Origin of the sequence: Roseomonas sp. CAU 1739, assembly GCF_039839775.1 — a bacterium.
GTDB lineage: Bacteria > Pseudomonadota > Alphaproteobacteria > Acetobacterales > Acetobacteraceae > Neoroseomonas.
On record NZ_JBDOQQ010000006.1, the window covers coordinates 53,010 to 78,289 of the forward strand.

A 25,280-nucleotide genomic window follows, 5' to 3' on the forward strand; every position below is an offset into this window, starting at 1 on the left:
TCCGTTTATCAGAACAAACATCGGCTCGTCAAGGGCCGTGCCCCGAGGAAACCGTCCATGGCGACCAGCACGCAACCGGAGAGCTTTCGCGCCCGCCTGCAGCGCGGCGATATCCTGACCGGTACCTTCCTCAAGACCCCGACCCTGCATGGGGCCGAGATCATGGGCAGCCTCGGCTTCGACTTCGTCATCGTGGATGAGGAGCATTCGCCCTTCGACCGGCAATCCACCGACGCCGCGTTGTTCGCCGCCCGGGCTACGGGTGCCGCGGGCTTCGTGAGGGTGCAGAGCCCCGCGCCGCATCATCTGCTCTCGGTGCTCGATTGCGGCGCGACCGGCGTGCTCGTGCCGCATGTGGCGACTGCGGCGATCGCCGCGCAGATCGCGGCCGCGGCACGCTATCGCGGCGGTAAGCGCGGATATTCCGGATCGGTCCGCGCGGCCGGCTACGGCGGCGGCAAGATGTGGGACTACATCGAGGCGGCGGATTCCACGACCACCGTCGTCGCGCAGATCGAGGACCCCGAGGCGCTCGACGAGATCGACGCCATCGCCGCGACGGACGGCATCGACGCGCTGTTCATCGGCCGCGGCGACCTGACGGCCGCGATGGGCGAGGCGAGCAGCGATTCACCCCGCATCCGCGACGTCGTCGCCCGCATCGGGGAGGCCGCGAAGCGTGCCGGCAAGCCCGTCATGGTCTTCGTCGGCGGCATGAAGGAAGCCGAATGGCTGCGCGGCATGGGGGCCAGCGCCTTCGTCTATTCCTCCGACCAGGGGCTGATGAAGCAGGCGGCGCGCAAGGCGCTCGCCGATATCCGCGCGCTCGGCACCGCCGCGGCCGCCTGATCCCGCCATCCCGACCATCGCCAGGACACACCGCATCATGAGCACCACCACCCTGGACCGCACCGAGGAACGCGACGCGGAGGTTGCCGAGCTGCTGGTCGGCGCCGTCGATCTGCATTGCCATTCCGGCCCGGCCGCCATGCCGCGCACCCTCGACCACCATGAGGCGCTGCTCGACTGCGCGGCGGCGAAGTTCAGTGCGCTGCTCTACAAGGATCATTTCTACCTGGGCACCGCCCACGCCATCATGTTGGAGAAACTGTTCCCCGAGCTTGGCGTGAAACTGTATTCCGGACTGGCGCTGAACAACGCCTCGGGCGGCATAAACCCGCATGCTGTGGACCATGCGGCGAAGCTCGGCGCGAAGATCATCTGGATGCCGACGCTCTCGGCGGCGAACCACATCGACCAGGCGTCCGGCGCGGGCAAGAACTTCCCCAAGACGGCGAAGAAGATGCTGGACCCGATCCCGCTGCGCGCGACGGATGCCAATGGCCGGCTGACCGACAATACGCTTCAGGTGCTCGACCTGATCGCCGAGGCCGACATCATCCTCGCCGGCGGCCACCTCGATGTCGCCGAGATGATCAAGGTGTTCGAGGAAGCGAAGCGCCGCGGCGTGAACCGCATGCTGGTGAACCATCCGACCTTCCTGATCGGCTGCACGGATGACGACATCCGCACGCTGGTGTCGATCGGCGCGCAGATCGAGCATTCCATCTGCATGTGGGTGGGCCCGAAGAAGAAGTTCACGCCGGAGGAGCTGGTCCATCTGATCGACGTCGCCGGCGTCGACCACACCGTGCTGTCGTCTGATCTCGGCCTGCTTGGCGGACCCAAGCCGGTCGAAGGCTTCCGCGAGGTGGTGCACCTGCTGCTCGACCAGCAGATGCCCAAGGCGGCCATCCGCAAGCTGATCGCCAGCAACGCGGCGGCGCTGCTGGGTAGCTGAACCACCCCAAACGGGTGGGATACGACTTCGGGGAGGAACAACGATGCAAAGACGCCGGCTTGCCGCCCTGGCAGGCTCCCTTGCGCTGTCACCGGTGCTGCCCGCCTTCGCCCAGGGCCGCGACGCGCCCTGGCCGAACCGGCCGATCCGCATCGTCGTCGGCTTCGCCGCGGGTGGTGTTGCCGACATCATGACGCGGCTGATGGCGCCGAAACTGTCGGAGGCGCTGGGCCAGCCCGTCGTCGTGGACAACAAGCCCGGTGCAAGCAGCGTCCTTGCCGCCGAGTTCACCGCGCAGGCGCAGCCGGACGGCCATACGCTGATGCTGTCATCCGAGGCGCTGGCGACCTCGGCCTTCATCGTGCCGAACCTGCCGTATCGGCCGCTGGAGGATTTCTCCTTCGTCACCCAATGCGGCTATTTCGACCACGTCATCCTGGTCGCACGCAATTCGCCGCTGCGCAGCTTCGAGGACTTCATGGCGGCGGTGCGGGCCAGGCCCGGGCACGTCAATGTCGGCGCCGTCGGCCCGGCCCGCGTGGACAAGCTGCGGATGCAGGGCAACCTGCAGGTCGAGGCGGTGTCCTTCCGCACGACGCCGGACCTGCTGACCGCCATCTCGAACGGCAATCTCGACGCCGGGATCGAGGTCATCGCCCCGACCCTGCCGCTCGTGCAGTCCGGCGCCCTGCGTCCGCTGGCGACAACCGGGCGCGAGCGCACGACGACGCTGCCCGACATTCCGACTGCGATGGAGCGCGGCGTGCCCTATCTGCACACCAGCTACAACGGGATCATCGGGCCGCGCCGGCTGCCCCCGCCCGTGGTCGCCCGTCTCAACACCGAGTTCCACAGGATCCTGCGCCAGCCCGACGTGCTGGAACGCTTCGCCCCGCTGGGCGTCACCGCGCGCTTCGGCACCCCGGCCGAATTCGAGCAGCTGATCCGCGCGGAGATCGACACCTGGAAGACCATCATGCCGATGCTCTCTCCCGCCTGATCCCGGGCGGCGGGCGAGGGACTTCCCCGCCCGCCTTCGCCGCGTCATGCTCCCCGCAAGCAAACGAAACGTCCCGGGGAGGACCACATGGCCGCCATCACCCGTCGCGCCGCGCTCGGCGCGCCCTTGATCGCCCTGCCGGGCCTGGCCCGCGCGCAGGCCTGGCGTCCGCCCGGACAGACCCGCATCGTCGTGCCCGCCGCGGCCGGCGGCACCACCGACATCATGGCGCGCATGCTCGCGCAATTCCTGCATCCGCGCTGGAACAGCGCGGTGGTGGTGGAAAATCGCACGGGCGCCGGCGGCACCATCGGCTCGCTGGAGGTGGTGCGCTCCCGCCCCGACGGCACGACCCTGCTGCTCGGCAATATCGGGCCGCAGGCGATCGCGTATTCGTTGTTCCGCAACATGCCCTACCGGCCGGACCAGATCGTGCCGATCGCCGGCACCATCGCCGGGCCCAACGTGCTGGTGGTCAACAAGGATGTGCCGGTGCGCACCGTCGCGGAACTCGCCGCGCTGCTGCGCGCGCAGCCCGGGCGCATTCCCTATGCCTCGACGGGCGTGGGGCAATCCACGCATCTGTCGCCGGTGCTGATGCTGCAGATGCTGAATGCCGAGGCGATCCACGTGCCGCATCGCGGCTCGGCCCCCGCCCAGGTTGATCTGCTCGGCGGCAATGTGGCCTTCATGATCGACAACCTCACCGGCATCAGCGGCCATATCCAGTCCGGGGCCGTGCGCGCCCTGGCGGTGACCAGCCGCGAGCGCAACAGCCTGCTGCCCGACGTGCCGGCGATGCGCGAGACCATGCCCGAACTCGCCAACTACGAGGTCAACACCTGGTTCGGCCTGTTCGGCCCGGCCGGCCTGCCGGCCGACGCGGTCAACAGTCTCAATGCCGAGGTCGCCGCCTTGATCGGCCAGCCGGACACGCAGCGCCGCTTCACCGAACTCGGCGGCTTCCCGATGCGCGGCAATGCCGATGAATTTGCCGCCTTCGTGCGCAGCGAGATCACCAAATGGGCGGAAGTGATCCGTCGCGAGGGCCTGACCGTCGATGCGGGCTGATCCGTCCCGTTGACGGGCAGCCGCCGCGCGCCCGAGCCTGTGCGACCACGACCCGACCAGCAGCGGCCGGGTTCCAGCCGGAGGACACGACGATGCGCATGATCCCCGCCGCGGTGGCGGCACTGATGCCCGTGGCGGCCGCGGCCTTGGTGATCGCCGCGGCCCCCGCGGCCGTCGCGCGCAGCCTGTCCTGGTCCTTTTCGGCGGATATCCTGACGCTCGACCCGCATTCGTCGAACAACACCTTCACCAACGCCTTTCTCGACAACGTCTATGAGACGCTGGTGCGGCACAATCAGCGCATCGAGCTGGAACCCGCCTTGGCGACATCCTGGGAACGCCTGACGCCCACGGTCTGGCGCTTCCAGCTGCGCGAAGGCGTGCGCTTCCAGGGTGGCGAGACCTTCGGCGCCGAGGATGTGGTCTTTTCCTGGCAGCGGCTGAACACGCCGGGCGCGCTCGCCCGCGGCGTGCTTGCCGGCGTCATCAAGGAAGTCCGCGCCACGGGCCCGCTGACTGTCGAGATCGAGACGGAGCAACCCTTCCCGATCCTGCTGAATGCCCTGACCCAGATGCACATCATGGATGCCGGCTGGGCGGCGGCGAACAATGCGACGGCGGCGACCAACCTCCAGGCCCGCGAGGAGACCGGCGCATCCCGCGCCGCCAATGGCACCGGCCCCTTCCGCGTCCGCAGCCGGCAGATCGACGGCCCGACCGTACTGGAACCCTTCGCGGGCTGGTGGGACACGCCGCGGCACAATCTGACGGAAGTCACCTTCCAGCCGATCCGCAGCGCGCCGACGCGCACCGCTGCCCTGCTCGGCGGCCAGGTGGATGCCCTGGTCGAACTTCCCTTGCAGGACATTCCGCGCATCGAGGCCAATCCGAACCTGCAGGTGGTGCAGGGGCCGGAACTGCGCACGATCTATCTCGGCTTCGACCACTTCCGCGATGAACTTGTCTATTCCGATGTGCGCGGCCGCAACCCGCTGCGCGACATCCGCGTGCGCCAGGCGATCTACCAGGCGATCGATGTCGAGGCGCTGCGCCGTTCGGTCATGCGCAACAACGCCTGGATCGCTGGCACCATGGCGAGCCCCTTCCTCAACGGCGCGCCGTCCGACATCAACACCCGCACCTTCCCCTTCGACCCCGATGCGGCGAAGCGGCTGCTCGCGGAAGCCGGCTACCCGGACGGCTTCTCGCTGGGCCTCGCCTGCCCGAACGATCGCTACGTCTATGACGAGCGGCTGTGCATCGCCATCTCCGGCATGCTGCAGCGCGTGGGCATCCGCATCATCCCGCAGTTCGAGACGGTGGCGCTGTGGTCGCGGCGGATCAACAATTCCGACGTGTCGATGTTCATGGTCGGCCATGCCGGGCTGCCGCTGGCCGATACCTATTCCACGCTGTCGGAGGTGCTGCGCACCCGCACCGCGACGACCTCCGGCCTGAATGTCGGCCGTTGGTCGAATGCCGAATTCGACGCGCTGGTGGACCGCATCGCGCAGGAAGGCGACGAGCCGACGCGCCGCGCGCTGATCCGTCAGGCGCTGCTGATCGAGAAGCGCGAGATCGCCCACGTGCCGCTGCACCAGCAGCCGGTGGTGTGGGCGGCGCGGCGCAATATTGACCTCGCGCAGTCGCCGGACAACCGTCTGCGCCTGCGCTACGTACGGGTGAACTGAGAATGGCTGATCTGATCATTGCCGGCGGCACCGTCATCACCATGGATGGCGGCCGCCGGGTCATCGAGGACGGGGCCGTGGCCGTCAGCGGCGACACCATCGCCGCGGTCGGCCCGCGCGCGGAGGTCGAGGCCGCGCATGCCGCGCCGCGCCGCATCGATGCGCGCGGCAAGGCGATTCTGCCTGGGCTGATCGACGGCCATGCCCATGCCGGGCATGGCCTGGTCAAGACCATGGGCAGCGGCGATTCCGAGGCGTGGTCGGAGGCCTGCCGGGTGATCTACACCCTGGCCTCCCCACCGTCCTTCTGGCGGGCGGAAGCCGCGCTGGCGGGGCTGGAACTGCTGAAGTTCGGCGTCACCACCTCGGTGATGCTGCTCGGCGGCGGGGATTCGATCGGCCGCGTGGATGACCCGGCGCATGGCGATGCGCATGTGGAAGGCATCAATGGCATCGGCATCCGCCGCATCATGGTGCTTGGGCCGACACGCCCGCCGTTTCCGCGCCCCTATCGCGGTGTCGATGGCAGCGTGGCCGACGTGTCCTTCGAGCAGCAGGCCGAGACCATCGGCACGCTGGTCGCGCGCCACCACGGCCGTGGCCGCGTCACCTGCGCGACGCTGATGCCGGTCTATCGCAAGGATACCCACGACGCCGCCGAGGTCGCGGCAATCGAAGCCCAGGGCCGCGTCATCCGCGACATCGGCAGCAAGGCCGGCACGCTGTTCCACCAGGACGGCCATCGCAGCGGCTCCATCGAGATGGCCGACCGCATGTTCGGCCTGATGGGTCCCGATGTCTGGCTGTCGCACTGCACGGACCTCACCGAGGGCGACATCGCCACGATGGTCCGCACCGGCGCCTCAGTGGTGCACAACCCGTCGGCCATCGCGGCGGTGCGTGGCTTCTGCCCCGTCATCGCCATGATGGATCGCGGCGTGACGGTGATGATCGGGTCGGACGGCACGGCACCGGATCGGTCCACGGACATGTTCCGCCACATGTTCCAGGCCATGCGCTACCACCAGCGCGCCGCACGCGACGAGAAACTGCTGCCGCCGGGCAAGGCGCTGGAGATGGTGACGATCGACGCCGCGAAGGGCCTCGGCATGGCGGATCGCGTGGGCAGCCTGGAGGTCGGCAAGCAGGCCGACATCATCACGGTCGATCTTTCCGCGCCGCACATGCTGCCGGCCAATATGCCGGTGCACCGCGTGGTGTATTTCGCCTCCGGCGGCGATGTGCGCGATGTGGTGGTGGCCGGCGAGATCCTGATGAGCGACCGCGTCGTGCCGCATGTGGATGAAGCCGCCATCGCCGAGGCCGCCAATGCCGAGACGGCGCAGATGCTCGGTCGTTCGGGCATGGCGGACATGATCGAGGAGGACCCGGGCTGGGGGCGCACGCGGCGTGGCGGCTGAAATTGCGCGCGGCTGAGGCCGCGCGCGACGCCGGGCCGCCGGGGCCGCGCGCCACATTGATGCGCGACCCGGTTCGGGCCACGCTGCGCGCGTCCCGGGAGGACCCTCGCCATGCTTCATCGCCGCACCCTGATCGCGGGCGCCGTCGCCACCCTTGCCATGCCCGCGCTGGCGCAGCAGCCCTGGCCGCAGCGTTCCGTGCGGCTGATCCTGCCCGACACGCCTGGCAGCGGGAACGACACCACGGCACGGCTGTTCTCGCCGCTGCTTGAAGCAGCCCTGGGCCAGCCCTTCGTGGTCGACAACCGCGGCGGCGCCGGCGGGCGCATCGGCGTGGAGGCCGCCTTCCGGTCGCCACCGGACGGCTATTCCTTCCTGCTTGGCAATGCCGGGTCCAACGGGATCAACGGGGCGATATACCGCGACCTGCCCTACGACCTGACCACCGCCTTCGACCCGGTTTCGCTGCTGGTGGTCGGGCCGAACGCGCTGATCATCAATCCGCGCGTGCTGGCGGTCGCCGACGTCGCCGCGCTGATCGCCCTGCTGCGGTCACGCCCCGGCGCCTTCAACTATGCGTCGGCCGGCGTCGGGTCCTCGGCGCATATGAACATGGAATTGTTCAAGAACCAGGCGGCACTCGACATCGTCCATGTGCCCTATCGCGGGTCGCCCGCGCTGGTGCAGGCGGTGATCGCGGGGGAGGCGCCGCTCGCCTTCGGCAACCTGGTGAACGTCATGCCCCAGGTCCGCAGCGGGGAGGTGAAACTGCTGGCGGTGACCTCCATGACCCGCCTGCCCGACCTGCCGGACACGCCGACCATCCACGAAAGCGGCCTGCCGGGCTTCGAGACGGTGGCCTGGAACGGGCTGCTCGCACCCAAGGGCACGCCGGCGCCGATCCGCGAGAAACTGCTCGCCGAACTGGTCAGGCTGCGCGGCAACGAGATGCTGCGCGACCGCATCCGCCTGCTCGGCGGCGAACTTGTCGTCTCGACGCCCGAGGTCTTCCAGCAGCGCATCGAACATGATGTCGCGCAGTGGAAGCGCCTTGCCACCGCCGCCAACATCACGGCGCAGTAGGATGAAGATCGCTTCGCTCGACTTCCTCGGCGTCAACGTCACGCCGAAGACCAACTGGTCCTTCCTGCTGGTGCGCACCGATGATGGCCGCACGGGACTTGGCGAATGCACGCTGTCGAACCAGGAAGCGCTGCTCGCGGCCGAGGCTGCGCGGCTCGCGGCGAATGTGGTGGGCGAGGACGCCACCAACCGCAACCGCGTCGCGCGGCTGATCCCGCATGCGGCCGGCGGCCTCGTTGCTCATGCGGTACTCTCGGCCTTCGAGCAGGCGCTGTGGGACCTGGCGGGCCAGGCGGCGGACCGGCCGATCCACGCCGTGCTGGGCGGCGCGCTGCGCGGCGTCGTGCCGCTCTATGCCAACATCAACCGCGGTGCGAACCCGCGCACCCCGGAAGGCTTCGCCGCCGCAGCGAAACGCGCCGTGGCGGATGGATTCCGTGCGGTGAAACTCGCGCCGTTCGAACCCTTCGTGTGGGAAGACGCGGCCGATGCTTCCCTGCGCGCCGCCTATGAACAGGGGCTTGCGCGCATCGCCGCCGTGCGTGCCGCGGTCGGGCGCGAGATCGACATCATGGTCGATGCGCATTGGCGCTTTTCCCCCGGCGGTGCGGCGCGGCTGGTGCAGGATGTTGCACCCTTCGGCTTGTTCTGGCTGGAATGCCCGGTGTCGGAAGCCAATCATCCGGAGATCCGCCGCATCCGGTCCATGGCCAATGACCGCGGCATGCGGCTCGCCGGCGCGGAATCGCTTGCCGGCCTCGGCGCCTATCGCGCGCTCATCGAGGCCGGCTGCTACGATGTGCTAATGCCTGACATCAAATACGCCGGCGGCCACGAGGAGATCCGGCGCATCGCCGCCCTGGCGCAGACCGCCGGCGTCGAGATCGCCCCGCACAACCCGACCGGGCCGGTGTGTCACGCGCATTCGGTGCATCTGTGCGCGACCATCCCGAACCTGCTGCCGCTGGAAGTGCAGTTCGGTGAAACCGACCGCTTCTTCACGTTGGTGACCGGGCATGACCTGCGCTTCGCGCGCGGCGTGGCGACCTTGTCCGCTGCACCCGGCCTCGGCAATGCTATCGACGATGCCGGGGCGCGGCTGACGCCCTGGCAGCCCATGCCGAAACCCTGGCTCGATCCGCGGTTGGGCTGATGCCGATCTGGGTCGTCGCCACGCTGTTCGCCGGTCTGTTCCAGACTTGGCGGACAGCCCTCCAGCAGAAATTGCGCGGGCAGCTGACGGTCAATGCTGCGGCTGTCGTGCGGTACCTGTATGGCGTGCCGGTCGGCATGCTGTTCGTCGTGCTGTACCTGACGCTGATCGGCGGCAGCCTGTCCTCGCCGAGCTGGATCTACCTGCTCTACTGCGTGCTCGGCGGTTTCGGGCAGATCATCGGCACCAACCTGCTGATCATGTCCTTCGGCCATCGCGGCTTCGCGGTCGGCACCGCCTATTCCAAGACCGAGGCCGTGCAGGCGGCGTTCATCGCGCTGATCTTCCTCGGCGAATCCTTCCACGCGCTGGCCTGGCTTGGCATCGCGGTGTCGGTGGGCGGGACGCTGTTCCTCTCGCTCGCCGGGCGCGTCTCATCGTTGCGGGAAGTGGTGGCCGCGACCGTGCAGCCATCGGCGATCTATGGCCTGGGTGCCGGGTTCGCCTTCGCGCTCTGCGCGCTGGCCATCCGCGCGGCGACGCAGTCGCTCGACGGGCCGGATGCGACGCTGCGCGCATTGGAGACGCTGGTGGTGATCAACATGCTGCAGACGCTGATGCAGGGCGGCTGGCTGCTGGCGACGGAGCGCGCCTCGATCCCGGCGCTGTTCCGCACCTGGCGGTCCTCGGCGCAGGTCGGCGCGCTGTCGGCCTGCGGGTCGGCCTGCTGGTTCACCGGCTTCGCCTATGCCCCAGTTGCGCTGGTGCGCGCGGTGGGGCAGGTGGAGATCCTGTTCACCCTGCTGTTCAGCCGCTTCTTCCTGAAGGAACGGATGAAGCGCACCGACATCATCGGCGCGCTGGTGGTGGTCTCGGGCGTCGTGCTGGTGCTGCTCGGGCGGTGAAGGCGGGAAGGGGCTCCCGGCCTTATCCCACCGCAGGCGTCGCCCGAGGCCGTCGTCACCTGGGCCGCGGCATCATCGGGCCCTTGGACCGCGCGGCTACTTCTTCAGAGCGGCGAAGAAGGGCGCCGGCTTCACGATGCGATTCTCCATCTTCACCAGCATGCCGCGCCTGCCGACCTCGGCGAGGTAGTCCGCCCAGGCCGGGTCCGCCGCCATCGCGGCGCGGCGCCGTTCGCGATCCGCCTGGTCCTCATATCCCCACATATGCACGACGGTGTTCAACGACCCCTCGATGGTCGTGTACCAGCCGACGCAGTTGCCGAGATGCTTCTGCTGCAGCGGCCACCCCATTTTCTCATACAGTTCGACGAACTCCGCCACCCGGTTGGGCAGGCAGGTGTAGATGCGCAGGTCGACGATCATGGCGGGCTTCTCCTTCAAGGTGAGGCCAGCATGTCCCGCCACGCCTCATCGGGGAAGGACACGACCGCAAACCGGCGGGACACGCGACAGGCTGGCCGGGACAATGCCCACCCCATCGCGCCAATCCGGCCCGAGGCGGATGCCTCGGGCCAGGAGCGCAAGGCGCGGCCGCGCCCGCCATCCGCAGGCCTATTGCAGATTCACCGGCACCAGATCCTGGAACCACGATTGCACCGAGGTGAACCCCGTTACCCGCCGGCTCATCGCGCGCGGGTTCAGGTCGTGCACGATGAACAGCCAGGGTGGGTTGTCGACCAGGCGCGCATGCGCCTCGGCATAGGCGGTGGTCGCTTCGGCCGGGGTGCGGGCGGTCTCCAGACGGGCGAAGGCGGCCTCGAACTGGTCGTCCGAGAAGCCTGCCCAGTTGAAGCCGTTCGGCGGTGCGAAGGCGCGCAGGAAATACCGCGCCATCACCGACGGATCCGACGAAGGCGAGGACGGGTTCAACGACTGCACATTCGCCACCACCGGTGCATTCGCCGCCGATCGCGTCGCCACCAGCAGGTTCGACCAGTCCGTCACTTCGAAATCCACCTGCACGCCGCAGGCCTCGCGCAGATTCTGCTGGAGGTATTCGTTCATCGGCAGCGGCAGCATCTGGCCCGATCCGCTGGTCGAGATCATCACCTTGAAGCGCAGCGGCCGTTGGGCGTTGAAGCCGGCTTCCGCCAGCAGCGCGCGGCCACGTGCTGCATCGAAGCGATACCGGTTCACCGGCGCGCCGAAGGCGGGGTCCGATGGCTTCAGCCAGCCGACAGATGGTTCCGCCGTGCCGTTCAGCAACTGCACCAAGCCTTCCCGATCGACGCAGTAATTCAGCGCCTGGCGCACCCGCACGTCGCGGAACGGCGTGTTGTCGCCATTCATCTGGAAGAACCACGGCCAGACATGCGGATAGGACCCGGTGGTGACGTTGAAGCCGGCCGCGCGCAGGGACGGGATGGCATCCGGCGGCGGCACCTCGATCCAGTCCACCTGGTTCGACCGCAGCGCGGCCAGGCGCGTATTCGCCTCCGGCATCGGCAGCAGCAGGATGCGGTCCAGTCGCGCGCGCCGCGCCGTGTCCCAGTACCCGTCATGGCGCGACAGTTCCGCCGATTGCCGCGGCACGAAGCGCGACAGGCGGAACGGTCCGGTCCCCGCCGGCGGCATCGCGGCAACGCGCGCCCAGTCCCGGCCCCCGGTCTCGAAGGATTGCGGGGAGGTCATCAGGATATAGACGACCATGTAGGGGAAGTAGGAGGCGACGCGCGTCGTCGTCATCTCCACCGTGCTGTCGTCGATCTTGCGATAGGACCCGAGGATGGTGACGCGGGCGCGCGTGATGCCGCTGCCGCCCGGTTCGAATTGCGGCGCGTCGTTGCGGAAGAACCGGTCCAGGTTCCAGATCACCGCATCGGCGTTGAACGGCGTGCCGTCATGGAAGGTCACGCCCTGGCGCAGGCGGAACCGCCAGATCTTCGGGTCGGTCGCGTCCTGTTCCCAGCTTTCGGCGAGTCCGGGGCGAAGGCCCGCCGGGCGTGTCGGATCCGACAGGTCCCACAGCGTCAGCGCCTCGAAGATCGGGTAGCCGAGGAAGCGCATGCCCTCGAACCCGTTGTTCGGCATGCCCGTGGTGGTCGGCACGTCCGAGGCTGTCATGGCGATACGCAGCGTGCGCGGCTGCTGGGCCATGGCGGCGCCGGAGGCAGCCAGCATGGTGGCGCCCAGCGCATAGGCGGTGATCCGCCGGAACCTGCTCATGAATCGGTCGCTCCCTGTCGCGCGGGCCGCCTCGGTCGGCGCCCCGACGCCAGGGACAGCAAGAACCGCGCCGGGCCGTCGGGCTGCCAGCCGGCCGGTCGGCCCGCCACGGGCCCGAGCCGCGCCCGCCGGCGAGCGAGCGGGCGCGCGTGGGGCCGATCACTCGGGGCGGATGTTCTGCTCGCGGATCAGGCGGCCCCACATCTCGGTCTCCTCCGCCAGCATGCGACGCAGCGCATCGGCGTCACCGGGCATGAGCGCGACACCCTGCGCGGCCATGCGGGCGACCAGGTCCGGATCGGTCGTCGCTTCCCGCAGCGCGGCGCCGGCGCGCGCCACGATGGGTGCGGGCAGCCCGGCGGGGCCGAACAGCCCCTGCCAGAACACGCCGTCGAAGCCGGGCAGCACATCGGCGATCGGGGGCAGTTCCGGCATCGCCGCGGCGCGTTCTTTCGAGGATATGGCAAGCGCGCGCGTGGCGCCGGCCTGCACGGCGGGCAGGGCCTCCTGCACGGCGTTGAACATGCCCTGGATGCGGTTCTCGCGCAGGTCCAGCAGCGCGGCCGGGCCGCCGCGATAGGGCACATGCACCACATCGATCCCCGCGCGCGCGCGGAACAGTTCCAGGCACAGGTGGTTCACCGCGCCGGTGCCGGATGACCCGAAATTCAGCTTGCCCGGATTGGCCTTGGCATAGGCGATCAATTCCGCGGCGCTGCGCACGGGCAGCGACGGATGCACATGCAGCACGAAGGCGGTGCGGAACACCGTGCCGATCGGGGCGAGGTCCTTCTGCGGGTCGCGCGGCGTCAGGCTGGGCTGCAGCGCCGGGTTGATCGCGAGGGTCGAGGTGCCCATCAGCAGCGTGTAGCCATCTGGGCGCGCCTGCGCCGCCGCGGTGTTCGCCACCGCCGTCGCCGCACCCGGCCGGTTCTCCAGCACCACGGTCTGGCCCAGCGCGCGGCCCATTCGTTCGCTCACCGCCCTGGCGGCGAAATCCGTGACCCCGCCGGGCGGATAGCCGAGCAGCACCGACACGGTCCGGCTCGGCCAGGCATCCTGCGCGGTGGCGGGGCGGATCAGCGCGGGCAGGGCGAGAGGCGTCGCGAGCAGCGCGCGGCGGTTGGTCATGGCGTTGTCCTCCGATTGGTTACGCGCAACCTGCCGCGTCGCAACACGTCTGTCATCCCGACGTCATCGGCAGGTCACGACCCGCTGCTACTGCGCCGCCTCATGGAAAGGCGGGATGCGATGCTGGAGATCGACGGGCTGACGCGCCGCTTCGGCACCAAGACAGCGGTGGATGCCGTGTCGCTCGTGGTGCCGGCCGGCCAGATGCTGGGCGTGATCGGTCGTTCTGGCGCGGGCAAGTCCACCCTGCTGCGCATGGTGAACCGGCTGACCGACCCGACCGAGGGCAGCATCCGCTTCGACGGCCGGGAGGTGACCGCGCTGCGCGGCCGGGCGCTGCGCGACTGGCGGATGCGCTGCGCGATGATCTTCCAGCAGTTCAACCTGGTGCAGCGGCTCGACGTGCTGACCAACGTGCTGGTCGGTCGGCTGAACCGCCGGCCGCTGCTCTCGTCCCTGCTGCGCATGTTCACCGCCGAGGAGCGCGCCCTCGCCCTCGCCGCGCTCGACCGCTTCGACCTCGCCGAGACCGCGCTGCAGCGGGCGGACACGCTGTCCGGCGGCCAGCAGCAGCGCGTGGCGATCGCCCGTGCGCTGTTGCAGGAGCCGCGCATGATCCTTGCCGACGAACCCATCGCCAGCCTCGATCCGCGCAATGCGCGCATCGTCATGGATGCGCTGCGCGGCGTGAACCGGGATGGCATCACCGTGCTGGTCAACCTGCACGACCTCGCCACCGCGCGCGACAACTGCGACCGCATCGTCGCGTTGAACGCCGGGTGCCTGGTCTTCGACGGTGCACCCGGCGACCTGACCGCCCGGCGCATCCGCGAGATCTACGGGGTGAGCGAAGAGGAATTCGCCGCCCAGGCCGCCGAGGCCGTGGGTGCCACCCCGCGCCAGGTCGTCACCGCCTGACCCCCCGCCACAGGAGAATAGCCATGATCACCCGCCGCACCCTTGCTGGCCTGGCCGCCGGCGCGACCCTCGCCCCGCGTCTTGCGGCCGCGCAGGCCTGGACCCCGCGCCGCACCCTCGACGCCGCCACGGCGATGCCGGCCGCCGGCCGCCGCCCCTGGGCCGACCAGGTGCCGCAGCTGCGCATCGGCCTGCTGGGTGGCGAGAACGAGGCCGATCGCCTCGGCCGCTTCGGCGCCTATCGCGACCTGCTGGAGCGCACCTTCGGCGTGCCCACGCGGCTGTTCCCGGCGACCGACTACGCCGGCGTGCTGCAGGCCTTCTCCGCCGGGCAGATCGAGATGTCGAGCCTCGGCGCCTCCGGCTATGCCGGTGCCTGGCTCGACACCAATGGCGGCATCGAGCCGCTGGTGGTGCCGGAGGAGAATGATGGCTCGATCTCCTACGTCTCGGTCCTGGTCGTGCGCGCCGATTCCGGCATCACCACCATGGAGCAGATGCGCGGCAAGTCGCTCGCCTGGGCCGATCCGAATTCCACCTCGGGCTACCTGATCCCGCGCTTCGCGCTGCGCCGGTCGGGCATCGGGGTCGAATCGGGCCAGTACTTCTCCCGCACCGGCTTCGCCGGCGGGCATGAACAGGGCGTCGTTGCCGTGCTGCAGCGCCAGTATGACGGCGCGGTGACCTGGGCCTCGGGCCAGGGCGAGGTGTCGCAGGGCTACAGCCGCGGCAACCTGCGCGCGATGGTGGACAAAGGCATGCTCAACATGTCCGACCTGCGCATCATCTGGACCTCCGACCCCATTCCGAATGGCCCGACCGCGGCGCGCACCGCGCTGCCGGCGGCGTTCAAGGAAGACATGAAGCTGTTCCACCTGGCGCTGCCGAAGTCGCATCCGGACATCTACCAGCAGATCGAGCGCGGCGGCGGCACCGGGTATCGCGAGGTGCGCCACCAGGATTTCGAGATGATCGTCGAACTGCGGCGCGAGGAAGCCGCCGCGCGCCGCCGTCGTTCGTGAGCGCAGCCTACGCCACCGGCCTCCCCGCGGTGATCCGCGGGGAGGAAGCCTTCCAGGCCGCCCGCCGGCAGAAGCGCCAGCAGGCGTTGCTCGGCGGCGCGATCCTGCTCGCCTGCCTGCTGGTCGCCGCCTGGGTCAGCGAAGCCTATCCGGCGACGCTGTGGGCCGGCCTGCCGCGCATCGGCGAATACTTCGCGAAGATCCTGCCCGACCTGCGCTGGGCGTCCCTGTTTGCCGGCGCGGAGACCGAAGGATCGATCGCCTTTTGGCTCTACCGCCTGCCCGAATGGTCGCTGCTGATCCTTGAGACGGCGAACATGGCCGCGCTCGCGACGCTGATGGGCTCCGCCGCCGCGTTGCTGCTGGCCTTCCCCGCGGCGCGCAACATCACGCCATCGCCGCTCGCCTATCATCTCGCGCGCCGCTCGCTGGAAGCGATGCGCACGGTGCCCGAGATCGTCTACGCGCTGATCTTCGTCTGGGCATTCGGCATCGGCCCGCTTGCCGGCATCCTCGCCATCGCGGTGCATTCCGCCGGCGCGAACGGCAAGCTGTTCGCCGAGGCGATTGAGAATGCCGACCTCAAATCCTGGGAAGGCGTGGCCAGTGCCGGCGGGTCCTGGGCGCATGGCTGCCGCTTCGCGGTGCTGCCGCAGGTGCTGCCCAACATCATCTCCTACCTGCTGCTGCGCTTCGAGGTGAACATCCGCTCCGCGAGCGTGATCGGCTTCGTCGGTGCCGGCGGGATCGGCGAGGAGCTCTACAAGGTGATCTCGTTCAACTACTACGAGGAGATCAGCGCCATTGTGCTGCTCATCGTCCTCACCGTGTCCTGCGTGGACCTGATATCCGAGCGGCTGCGCCATGCCGCGATCGGGCGGCTGGAGACGGCACGATGAACGCCGATGTCGCGCGGTGGCGGGACCGCATGCCGGCGGCCTTCGGCCCCAGCGCCGCACAGCGCGTGATGCGCGCGGCGGGTTGGGTGCTGTTCGTCGTGTGGCTGGTGGCCGCGCTGTGGTGGTTCGACGTCACGCCGCGGCGGCTGTGGAACGGGTTGTCGGGCCTTGCCACCATCGTCCGGCTGATGATCCCGCCCAGCCCGGGTGAACTCTGGGTCGAGATCCTCAAGGGCATGGCGGAATCGGTCGCCATGGCCTTCCTCGGCACCGTCATGGCGGCGACCGTCGCGGTGCCGCTCGGCCTGCTCGGTGCGCGCAACATCGTCACCAATGTGCTGTTCCGCTTTTCCCTGCGCCGGCTGCTGGACGGCTTTCGCGGGGTGGACCAGCTGGTCTGGGCGCTGGCCTATGTGCGCGCGGTCGGGCTGGGGCCGCTGGCCGGCGTGCTCGCCATCTTCACCACGGATGTCGCGGTGCTGGCGAAGCTCTATGCCGAAGCCATCGAGAACGCCGAGAAGAAGCAGGCCGAAGGCGTGATCGCCGCCGGCGGCGGCCGGCTCGCCGCCATCCGCTTCGGCATCCTGCCGCAGGTGGCACCCGTCATGCTCGCCCAGGCGCTGTATTTCTTCGAAAGCAACACGCGATCGGCGGCCATCCTCGGCGTGGTCGGCGCCGGCGGAATCGGGCTGCAGATCGCCGAGCGCATCCGCGTCCGCCATTGGGACGAGGTGGCCTTCATCATTCTCCTGATGATCGCAACCGTCGCGGCCATCGACTTCCTGTCGGCCCGCATTCGCCGTCGGCTGATCGGCGTGCGCGGCTGACGGTTGCGGCCGGGGCCGTGCCGGCGGCATCCTCTGATGCAACAGGCTCCGGAGGATGCGCGTGAGGAAGGGCTACAAGGCCTTGCTGGCCGAAGCCGAGGCTGTGGTCGAGACGCTGCCCGTCGCACAGGCATTGCCGCTGCACGGTGATGACGGCGTGGTCTTTGTCGATCTGCGTGACCCCCGCGAGATCCAGCGTGAAGGCCGTATCCCCGGTTCCTTCTCCTGCCCACGCGGCATGCTGGAATTCTGGATCGACCCGGAAAGTCCTTACGCCAAGACGGTCTTCTCCGAGCCGAAGCGCTTCGTGTTCTACTGCGCAAGCGGCTGGCGGTCGGCCCTCGCGGCGCGGACGGCGCAGGAGATGGGGCTGGAGCGGGTTGCCCATATCGGCGGCGGATTCACGGCCTGGCGCGATGCTGGCGGGGCGGTGGAGATGCCGGCTCCGAGGTGAGGTGGAGGGGCGCGCTGCCGCTTACGTGCCAGGATAGAGTCGTGAAGGCGGGGCCGGAGAGGGCTTTGCCCCCTCCGGACCACCCCCACCAAAGGGCTACGGCCCTTTGGAATGCGGGATTCCGGCGATGGGCAAATTGAGTGTTCCGTCGCTCGGCATCGTGGGCCGTGCGCAATTCTTCCCTTGCCGACCGACAGCCCGCTCGGCACCAGGTTGCGCTTTCCAAAGGCCTTTGGCGGGGTGAGGTTCGGAGAGGGGCAAGGCCCCTCTCCCAGACACCGTCGACACGTCGCGCGTGAGGACGACGCCCTCACGCCCCCAGGCTGATCGGCGTCAGGTCCTGGAACCACGACTGCGCCTGCACGAAGCCGTTCACGCGGCGGCTCATCGCGCGCGGATTCATATCGTGTGCAACGAACAGGAACAGCGCGTCGTCCAGCACCTTGTCGTGCAGCTCCTTCACCAGCGCGTCCTGCGCGGTGATGTCGAAGGTCTCGTAGATGCGGGTGATCAGCGCGTCATAGGCCGGATCGTTCAGGAAGCCCCAGTTGTTCGCCACCGGCGGGGCAAGGTCCGACTTCACCAGCCGCACGATCGAGGTATAGGGATCGAGCGCCGTGTAGGACACGTTGATCGCGTCGCAGCCGCGCACCGATGCGGCGCCCGCGCCCTCGCGCCAGGTGCTGAGCAGCGAGTTCCAGTCGAACACCTCGAAGGTGACCTCGATGCCGACTTCCTTGAGCTGCTGCTGCAGCGCCTCGTTCATCGCCAGCACCTGCATCTGGCCGGAACCGGAGGAGGAGATGGCGACCTTGGTGCGCATCGGCGTGCGCGGCGTGATGCCGGCTTCGGCCAGCAGCCGGCGCGCGCCGGCCTGGTCGTAGGTCAGGCGCGGGCTGCGCACCGGGTTCCACGGACCGCCCACCGGGACCAGCCCGCCGCCTTCCAGCATGGTGCCGGCCAGCATGTCCTTCATGCCGGTGCGGTCGATGGCCAGGTTTGCCGCGCGGCGCACCCGCACGTCGCGCCAGGGCGAACCCTCCTTCATGTTGAAGTGCCAGGTCCAGTTGTGGCCGTACTGGTTGGTGACGATGTTGAAGCCGGCCTGGCGCAGGGACGGGATGGCATCGGGCGGCGGCGCCTCGATGAAGTCCACCTGGTTGGACCGCAGGGCGGCCACGCGGGTATTCGCCTCCGGCAGGGGCAGCAGGGTGACGCGCGCGACTTTCGGGATGCGCGCGGTCTCCCAGTAATCCGCATTGCGCGCCAGGATGGCGCGTTCGCGGATGTTGAAGGCTTCCAGCTTGAACGGCCCGGTGCCGACCGGCTGGGTCAGGAACTTGTCGTTGTCGCGCCCGGCAGCTTCCCAGGCGCCGCGGTGGGTGATGCCGGTCCAGGTCGCGCCATAGGGGACCAGGCTGTCCACCGTGCGCGTCTCGATGATGAAGGTGTTCTCGCCCTCGGCGTACCAGTTGACGATGGTGGGCATGCGGCCGCGCACCTGGGCCGAACCGCGCGGGTCGAATTCCGGCGCGTCGTTCTTGAAGGCGCGGTTGTAGGAGAACACCACGTCCTCGGCCGTCATGATCTTGCCGTCGTGGAACTTCACGCCTTCCCGCAGGGTGAAGATCCAGCGCTTCGGATTGGCCGGATCCACCCGCCAGGATGTGGCGAGGCCTGGACGCAGCGGCGCCGGCCGGTCTGAGACCGACAGATCCCACATCACCAAGTGATCGTAGAGGGTAATGCCCATGAAGCGGTGCCCCTCGGCGCCCTGGTCGGGCATGCCGTTGGGCAGGGGCACGGCGGAAGCGGTCATGCCGACGCGCAGGTTGCCGCTCGGCGTCTGGGCCTGGGCGAGGTCGAAGGGAAGCACCGCGGCCATGCCGAGGGCCGCTCCACCGCCGAAGAGGTGCCGGCGGCTGAGGGTAGGATGCATCAAAGTCTCCGCTGCAATCGGTTGCTGCGGAGCACCATAATGGGCGTGATTGCTCTGTGGGCAGTCAGGCGCCAAAAGGCGCCATATTGGGCCAAAATTCTACAATTCGCCCACTGATTGGGCGAATTGGGGCCGGTCAGTCGTCCCGGTCGCGCTGATGCGCCTGGGATTGCGCGGCGAGTGCGCGGGCCATCTGGCTCAGCGCCTCCTGGTGCTTGTCGTTATCGATCAGCGCGAAATTGCGCGCCAGCTCAAGGAACATGCGCTGGCGCGAGGAGACCGGCTGCGCCTCGACACCCGGCTGCAGCCCTTCGAAGAAGAAGGAGACCGGGACGTTGAGCACCTGCGCGATCTCGAACAGCCGGCCGGCGGAGATGCGGTTCAGGCCTCGCTCATACTTGTGGGCCTGCTGGTAGGTGACGCCGATCATCTTCGCGAGCTGCTGCTGCGACAGCCCAAGCATGGTCCGTCGTTCGCGGATGCGAGCGCCGACGTGGTGGTCGACCAGGCTCGCGCGCTGCGTCGAGCCATCGTCAATGCCGATCTCGATCTCGGCGGGGGAGGGGGCTGAGTTCATTGTCATGGCAACAACGATATCCTAACGCGGAATGCGCGTGCCAGCAAGGTAACTTTTCTACCTATACGTGCAACACGCGGTCGTGTTTACCAGTCTCAAGGTCGCGACTTCGTGTCCTTGATGCTGGCCAGTTCGCGGCGAAGCATGTCCAACTCTGCCTTCAGGGCGTCCACTTCGGCGGGAGCGTCCTCACGCCGTCCGAAGGGGACGAACAGTGACATGGCTCGTTCCATCATCGCCATGTTTTGTTTGCCCAATTCGTCGATGTTCGGGAAGGGCATGAATCCGCCCATTGTGTGTTCCATCGTACGGCGCATCTGGTCCTGCTGCCGGCCGAAGGATGCCATCGCGAATTCAAGGTAGCGCGGCACCAGACCCTGCAGGTTGTCGCCGTAGTACCCGATCAGCTGGCGCAGGAAGGCGGTGGGAAGCAGGTTCTGCCCGCCCTTGCTCTCTTCCTCGACGATGATCTGGGTCAGCACCGAACGCGTGATATCGTCGCCCGACTTGGCGTCGTAGACCACGAAATCGCGTCCGTTGCGCACCATCTTCGCCAGGTCGTCCAGCGTGACGTAGGTCGATGCCTCCGTGTTGTAGAGCCGCCTGTTGGCATACTTCTTCACCACGACGGGCGGGACTGACGGATCACTCCCCTGCGCGCCGCCTGCGGCTGCACTGCCGGCCATCGACATCACGCCTCACTCAATTGCTTTGTTCGATTTGTATACTAGCACGCGGAATGCGGTGCAGCGAAAGCAGCAAATTCCGCACGTTCCTTCCGCGGCCCCGTGCGGCTATGGTCCGCGGCGCGAGGAACCCCCCTATGGAACCCCCTGAGGATCTCGACAGCCTCGCGGAGGACTGGATCGCCCTGTGGCAAAGCGAGATTGCCGGACTGGCGGCCGATCCGGAACTGGCCGAGCAATGGGCCGCCTGGGCTGCGCTCGGGGCGGCGTGGATGCGCGCGGCCACCGCCATGGCGCCGCGCTACCAGCCGGGGGCGCATGACCGCGCCGCTGCGCCGCCGTGGGCCCCGGCCCCTGCCGCTCCATCTGGGGCTGGCGGGCATGCGGGCCATGGCGGCGGCGACAAGCCTGCCCGCGATGCCATGGCCGAACGCCTGGCCGAGCTCGAACGCCGGCTGGCCGATCTCGAAGGCGGGCCGGGAGGAAAAGGACCGGATCCTCGGCGCCCTCGCGGCAAGCGGCCATCGGCCTGAGGATTTCTCCGCCGCCGTCCTGATGCGCCTCGCCCGCGCCGACCGGGCGATGATCGCCGGCCTCGCCGCCTATCGCCGCCACTCCTGGACGCGGGAGATGGCCGATCCGCCGGCAATCTGGACCGAGGGCGGCTCCCGCCTGCTCGATTTCGGCGGGGAGGGGCCCTCGGTGCTGTTCGTCCCGTCCCTGGTCAACCGCGCCTACGTGCTGGACCTGACGCCCGAGCGGTCGTTGATGCGCTGGCTGCCGGGACAAGGCTTCCGCACCTTGCTGCTCGACTGGGGCTGGCCGGGCGAGGCGGAACGCCACTTCACCATGACCGACTACGTTGCCGGGCGGCTGGAACGTGCTCTGGCGGGGGCCCCTGGCCCGGTGGTGCTGGTGGGCTACTGCATGGGCGGCCTACTGGCGATCGCGGCCGCGCTGCGCCGGCCGGACCGGGTGCGCGCCCTCGCCCTGCTCGCCACGCCTTGGGATTTCCACGCCGGGCCGGACGGGCCTCGCCGCGCCCGCACCGCCGCCGCCCTGCTGCCGGGGCTCGAGACCGTGATGGAGCCGACCGGCGCGCTGACCGTCGATACCATCCAGACGCTGTTCGCCATGCTCGACCCCTTCGGCATCGCCCAGAAATTCCGCGCCTTCGCCCGGCTGAAGCCGGACTCCGAACGCGCCGCGCTGTTCGTGGCGCTGGAGGACTGGCTGAACGACGGCATCCCGCTGCCCGCCCCGGTGGCGCGGCAATGCCTGGCCGGCTGGTATGGCCGCAACGAACCCGGGCGGCTCGCCTGGCGGATCGCCGGCCAGGTTGTGGACCCCGCCGCCTGGGACGGGCCGGCCTTCGCCGGCATCCCCGAACGCGACCGCATCGTGCCGCCGGCCTCGGCCATCGCCGCCGCGGCGCGCTTGCGCCAGGGCCATGTGCATATCGCCGCCGGGGGCCATATCGGCATGGTCGCCGGAGCCGGGGCGGAGACGGCGCTCTGGCAGCCCTTCACCGCATGGCTCAGACGCTTGTAGCCACCCCCCGCGAAGGCGCATCTTGCCGCGCAATACCCCCTTGGGAGAACACGCTGTCATGACCGAGATCGTCATCGCCTCGGCCGCCCGCACCCCGGTCGGCGCCTTCAACGGGGCCTTCGCCGCTGTCCCCGCCCATGTCCTCGGCACCGCCGCGATCAAGGCCGCGCTGGAACGCGCCGGGATTGAGGGTGGTGACGTCGACGAAGTCATCATGGGCCAGATCCTGACCGCCGCGTCCGGCCAGAACCCCGCCCGCCAGGCGTCGGTGAACGCCGGCATCCCGGTCGAGCACACAGCCTTCGGCATCAACCAGCTCTGCGGGTCCGGCCTGCGCGCGGTGGCCCTGGCCGCCCAGCAGATCGCCTCGGGCGACGCCCGCATCATGATCGCCGGCGGCCAGGAGAGCATGACCCAGGCGCCGCACGCCCAGCAGCTGCGCGCCGGGCAGAAGATGGGCGACCTTGCGCTGGTCGACACCATGCTGCGCGACGGCCTGATGGACGCCTTCCACGGCTACCACATGGGCAACACCGCCGAGAACGTGGCGCAGAAGTTCCAGATCACCCGCGCCGAACAGGACGAATTCGCCTTCAACAGCCAGCGCAAGGCCGGCGAGGCGATGAAGTCCGGCCGGTTCAAGGACGAGATCGTCCCGATCACCATCAAGGGCCGCAAGGGCGATGTCGTCGTCAGCGACGACGAGTATCCGAAGCCCGACACCACGATGGAAATCCTTGGCAAGCTCCGCGCCGCCTTCAGCAAGGAAGGCACGGTGACCGCGGGCAATGCCTCCGGCATCAATGACGGTGCCGCCGCGCTGGTGGTGATGTCCGCCGCCGAAGCGGCGAAGCGCGGCCTCACGCCGCTGGCGCGCATCGCATCCTGGGCGACCGCCGGCGTCGATCCGTCGATCATGGGCACCGGGCCGATCCCGGCGTCGCGCAAGGCGCTCTCCAAGGCCGGCTGGAAGCATGAGGACCTCGACCTCATCGAGGCGAACGAGGCTTTCGCGGCCCAGGCGCTGGCGGTGAACAAGGACCTCGGCTGGGACACGTCGAAGGTGAACGTGAACGGCGGCGCCATCGCGCTGGGGCACCCGATCGGAGCCTCCGGCGCCCGCGTGCTGACCACCCTGTTGTTCGAGATGCAGAAGCGCGGGGCCAAGAAGGGGCTCGCGACGCTGTGCATCGGCGGCGGGATGGGCGTTGCGATGTGCCTTGAGCGGTGAGGGCGCGTCGGAGAGGGGCGTCGCCCCTCTCCGGACCTCTCCCCACCAGGGACCAGCGGGTCCCTGGACCGCGGGAATTCGGCGAGACTGGGCAGGCGACGACTCGAGGCGCACCTGAGCAAGTCAGTAACCTTAATATACTGGGTATATTGAGCTTTCCGGCTGCGGCGGCGGGTTCTTGGCCGGGGGCATGACGCCGCAACGATATCGCAGCGCAGAGCTGGCCCGACAGGGAGCGTTCCCGGAGCAGGCCGCCCGCGTGCCTAGAGCATGATCGGTTCACATTCGTTCACCCATCACGCTCTAACCTATTGTTTGATCGCGCGATTCAGGCGTCCGGTGCATTCGTACCTACGGCCATCACGCTCCAACCTCGCCCGCACTCCGCGCTGACTGTCTGCGAGGGCGGAGTTGAGGTTCCCAATGGCCTTAAGCCTTTGGCGGGGAGGTCTGGAGGGGCGGCGCCCCTCCATCCATCCGCCTCGCAACACGGTCCCCAGCATCCTGCCGCCGAGGAGCCGCCCCCAGCGCGCGCCGCACCAGCCACGACCCGGTCCCCTCCAGCACGCGGTAGCTGATCAGCGACACCGGGATGACGATTGCCAGCGACACGATCGGGAACAGCAGCCGTGCCAGCGACCCATCCTGGTCTTCCACCAGCCGGGGCATGACCACGTGGCGCACGCCGCCCATGACGGGGCCGTGCCACATGTACAGGCTGTAGCTGATGGTGCCGAGAAACAGCATCGGCGGCATCGTCAGGAAGCGTCCGAATGCGCCTGCCCCGTCCACGATGCCCTGGAACGCCAGGATCAGCAGCGCCAGGCCGAGCAGGCCGATGGGAAGCCTGGCGTCGCCGGCCCATTGCAACAAGGTGGTGGCGTGCAGCCATTGGCGGTCGGGGCTGAGTTCGGCGACGAGCGACCAGCAGGCCATGAAGGCGATGAGCAGCACCCCTGGCCAGCGCGCCAGGGGCCGGAAGCGTTCGATGGCCCCACGGGCGACCAGCACGCCAGCGAGGAAGGGCAGGGCGCGCGGGTAGTGGTTGGCCAGCAGAAGGGCGGCCGGTACCCAGACCAGCGCCGCGCGGCCGCTGCCCCAGCGGGCGATCAGCCAGGTCGCGCCGCCGCACAGCAGGTAGAAGGCGAATTCGTAGCTGATCGACCAGGCGGCGGCGTGAAAGCCCCAGATCGGGAAGACACCTGGCAGGGCGAACAGGCTGGCGACCAGGCCGAACAGCAGTTCGTCCGGCGTCTTCTCGCCGAATTCGCGCCGGCCGAGCACGACGCCCACGGCACCCATGAACAGCACGGAGGCCCAGAGCACGGGTCCGATCCGCGCCACGCGGTCGCGCAGGAAACTGCCGAGGCCGGGGGCGCGCCCGAGCGCGCCGAGGATGACGAAGCCGCTGATGGCGAAGAACAGCTCGACACCGAAAGGCAAGGCGAGCGCGGCTTCGCGCCAGGGGTGTTCCTGCGCCCAGGGATAGGTGGGACGTTCGGAATCGAGCACGTGGTAGGCCATGATCATCATGGCAAACAGGCCCCGCGCGCCGTGGACATAGGGGTTGAAGCCCATGGTGGCGGGCCGGGTCTCGTGCATCGCGGGCCTTTGGCGTCAGGCGAACACGCGGACGTTACAGAAGAGGAAGGGTCTCCTGCAATGCCTGCCCGTCGGCCTGGAGCCCATGCCGT

At 68.9% G+C, this 25,280-nt stretch carries 24 protein-coding genes; 17 read left to right on the plus strand and 7 right to left on the minus strand.

The features are described 5' to 3' along the window. The first annotated feature begins 57 nt into the window (after positions 1-57). The 9 genes from AAFN86_RS11880 (at position 58) to AAFN86_RS11920 (ending at position 10,125) form a co-directional block, all read left to right on the plus strand. Entirely contained in the window at positions 58-849 is a 792-nt protein-coding gene (locus AAFN86_RS11880; RefSeq protein ID WP_347543537.1) for an aldolase/citrate lyase family protein, read from the plus strand. A gap of 37 nt (positions 850-886) precedes the next feature. Continuing rightward, positions 887-1,801 carry a DUF6282 family protein gene (locus tag AAFN86_RS11885; RefSeq protein WP_347543538.1) on the plus strand — a complete coding sequence of 305 codons (915 nt, stop codon included), beginning with the start codon at positions 887-889 and terminating at the stop codon, positions 1,799-1,801. Between the two features lie 43 nt (positions 1,802-1,844). Beyond that, positions 1,845-2,801, plus strand: a complete 957-nt coding sequence (locus AAFN86_RS11890) for a tripartite tricarboxylate transporter substrate binding protein (protein ID WP_347543539.1) — start codon at positions 1,845-1,847, stop codon at positions 2,799-2,801. 87 nt (positions 2,802-2,888) lie between these two features. Next, positions 2,889-3,872, plus strand: a complete 984-nt coding sequence (locus AAFN86_RS11895; protein ID WP_347543540.1) for a tripartite tricarboxylate transporter substrate binding protein — start codon at positions 2,889-2,891, stop codon at positions 3,870-3,872. Positions 3,873-3,964: 92 nt separating this feature from the next. After that, positions 3,965-5,563, plus strand: coding sequence for an ABC transporter substrate-binding protein (locus AAFN86_RS11900; protein WP_347543541.1), 1,599 nt, complete (start codon positions 3,965-3,967; stop codon positions 5,561-5,563). A gap of 2 nt (positions 5,564-5,565) precedes the next feature. Beyond that, on the plus strand, positions 5,566-6,984 hold the full coding sequence (locus AAFN86_RS11905; RefSeq protein ID WP_347543542.1) for an amidohydrolase family protein: 1,419 nt from the start codon (positions 5,566-5,568) through the stop codon (positions 6,982-6,984). 111 nt (positions 6,985-7,095) lie between these two features. Next, positions 7,096-8,067 (plus strand): tripartite tricarboxylate transporter substrate-binding protein, encoded by a 972-nt coding sequence (locus AAFN86_RS11910; RefSeq protein WP_347543543.1) that lies wholly within the window; start codon positions 7,096-7,098, stop codon positions 8,065-8,067. Between the two features lies 1 nt (position 8,068). Continuing rightward, complete coding sequence (locus AAFN86_RS11915) at positions 8,069-9,220, plus strand: mandelate racemase/muconate lactonizing enzyme family protein (RefSeq protein WP_347543544.1); 1,152 nt, start codon at positions 8,069-8,071, stop codon at positions 9,218-9,220. Continuing rightward, positions 9,220-10,125, plus strand: coding sequence for a DMT family transporter (locus AAFN86_RS11920; RefSeq protein ID WP_347543545.1), 906 nt, complete (start codon positions 9,220-9,222; stop codon positions 10,123-10,125). The genes AAFN86_RS11915 and AAFN86_RS11920 overlap by 1 nt, the downstream gene beginning before the upstream one ends. 96 nt (positions 10,126-10,221) lie before the next feature. On the opposite strand, the gene AAFN86_RS11925 is transcribed toward AAFN86_RS11920, so the two are convergent. From AAFN86_RS11925 to AAFN86_RS11935, 3 genes are all read right to left on the minus strand, one after another. Next, positions 10,222-10,548, minus strand: a complete 327-nt coding sequence (locus AAFN86_RS11925) for an NIPSNAP family protein (RefSeq protein ID WP_347543546.1) — start codon at positions 10,546-10,548, stop codon at positions 10,222-10,224. 189 nt (positions 10,549-10,737) lie between these two features. Continuing rightward, entirely contained in the window at positions 10,738-12,351 is a 1,614-nt protein-coding gene (locus AAFN86_RS11930; protein ID WP_347543547.1) for an ABC transporter substrate-binding protein, read from the minus strand. A 159-nt stretch (positions 12,352-12,510) separates the two neighbouring features. Next, the gene (locus tag AAFN86_RS11935; RefSeq protein WP_347543548.1) at positions 12,511-13,482 is read right to left on the minus strand and encodes a tripartite tricarboxylate transporter substrate-binding protein; all 972 of its coding nucleotides are present in this window, start codon (positions 13,480-13,482) and stop codon (positions 12,511-12,513) included. A 120-nt stretch (positions 13,483-13,602) separates the two neighbouring features. Here AAFN86_RS11935 and phnC point away from each other — a divergent pair, with 120 nt between their 5' ends. The 5 genes from phnC to AAFN86_RS11960 are packed head-to-tail and all read left to right on the plus strand — an operon-like array spanning position 13,603 to position 17,602. Further along, positions 13,603-14,400, plus strand: coding sequence for a phosphonate ABC transporter ATP-binding protein (gene phnC, locus AAFN86_RS11940; protein ID WP_347543549.1), 798 nt, complete (start codon positions 13,603-13,605; stop codon positions 14,398-14,400). Positions 14,401-14,423: 23 nt separating this feature from the next. Next, positions 14,424-15,422 carry a phosphate/phosphite/phosphonate ABC transporter substrate-binding protein gene (gene phnD / locus AAFN86_RS11945; RefSeq protein ID WP_347543550.1) on the plus strand — a complete coding sequence of 333 codons (999 nt, stop codon included), beginning with the start codon at positions 14,424-14,426 and terminating at the stop codon, positions 15,420-15,422. Then, entirely contained in the window at positions 15,419-16,321 is a 903-nt protein-coding gene (gene phnE / locus AAFN86_RS11950) for a phosphonate ABC transporter, permease protein PhnE (RefSeq protein WP_347543551.1), read from the plus strand. The genes phnD and phnE (AAFN86_RS11950) overlap by 4 nt, the downstream gene beginning before the upstream one ends. Then, positions 16,318-17,148, plus strand: a complete 831-nt coding sequence (gene phnE / locus AAFN86_RS11955) for a phosphonate ABC transporter, permease protein PhnE (RefSeq protein WP_347543552.1) — start codon at positions 16,318-16,320, stop codon at positions 17,146-17,148. Before phnE (AAFN86_RS11950) ends, phnE (AAFN86_RS11955) begins: the two co-directional genes overlap by 4 nt. Positions 17,149-17,203: 55 nt before the next feature. Continuing rightward, a complete protein-coding gene (locus AAFN86_RS11960; RefSeq protein ID WP_347543554.1) occupies positions 17,204-17,602 on the plus strand; it encodes a rhodanese-like domain-containing protein in 399 nt (132 codons plus the stop codon). A 310-nt stretch (positions 17,603-17,912) separates the two neighbouring features. On the opposite strand, the gene AAFN86_RS11965 is transcribed toward AAFN86_RS11960, so the two are convergent. From AAFN86_RS11965 to phaR, 3 genes are all read right to left on the minus strand, one after another. Beyond that, positions 17,913-19,541: an ABC transporter substrate-binding protein gene (locus AAFN86_RS11965; protein ID WP_347543555.1), complete on the minus strand. Its 1,629-nt coding sequence runs from the start codon at positions 19,539-19,541 to the stop codon at positions 17,913-17,915. 136 nt (positions 19,542-19,677) lie between these two features. Then, positions 19,678-20,118 carry a helix-turn-helix transcriptional regulator gene (locus tag AAFN86_RS11970; protein ID WP_347543738.1) on the minus strand — a complete coding sequence of 147 codons (441 nt, stop codon included), beginning with the start codon at positions 20,116-20,118 and terminating at the stop codon, positions 19,678-19,680. Positions 20,119-20,213: 95 nt separating this feature from the next. After that, entirely contained in the window at positions 20,214-20,810 is a 597-nt protein-coding gene (gene phaR / locus AAFN86_RS11975; RefSeq protein ID WP_347543556.1) for a polyhydroxyalkanoate synthesis repressor PhaR, read from the minus strand. A gap of 131 nt (positions 20,811-20,941) precedes the next feature. Between phaR and AAFN86_RS11980 the strand changes: the two genes are divergently transcribed. Genes AAFN86_RS11980 through AAFN86_RS11990 form a run of 3 tightly spaced genes read left to right on the plus strand, consistent with a single transcriptional unit; the run spans position 20,942 to position 23,586 of the window. Beyond that, entirely contained in the window at positions 20,942-21,337 is a 396-nt protein-coding gene (locus AAFN86_RS11980; RefSeq protein WP_347543557.1) for a hypothetical protein, read from the plus strand. Between the two features lie 22 nt (positions 21,338-21,359). Further along, positions 21,360-22,355 (plus strand): alpha/beta fold hydrolase, encoded by a 996-nt coding sequence (locus tag AAFN86_RS11985; RefSeq protein WP_347543558.1) that lies wholly within the window; start codon positions 21,360-21,362, stop codon positions 22,353-22,355. A 58-nt stretch (positions 22,356-22,413) separates the two neighbouring features. Next, positions 22,414-23,586, plus strand: coding sequence for an acetyl-CoA C-acetyltransferase (locus AAFN86_RS11990; RefSeq protein ID WP_347543559.1), 1,173 nt, complete (start codon positions 22,414-22,416; stop codon positions 23,584-23,586). 429 nt (positions 23,587-24,015) lie between these two features. Here AAFN86_RS11990 and AAFN86_RS11995 read toward each other — a convergent pair whose 3' ends face one another. Continuing rightward, a complete protein-coding gene (locus tag AAFN86_RS11995) occupies positions 24,016-25,188 on the minus strand; it encodes an acyltransferase (protein ID WP_347543560.1) in 1,173 nt (390 codons plus the stop codon). Between the last annotated feature and the right edge of the window lie 92 nt (positions 25,189-25,280).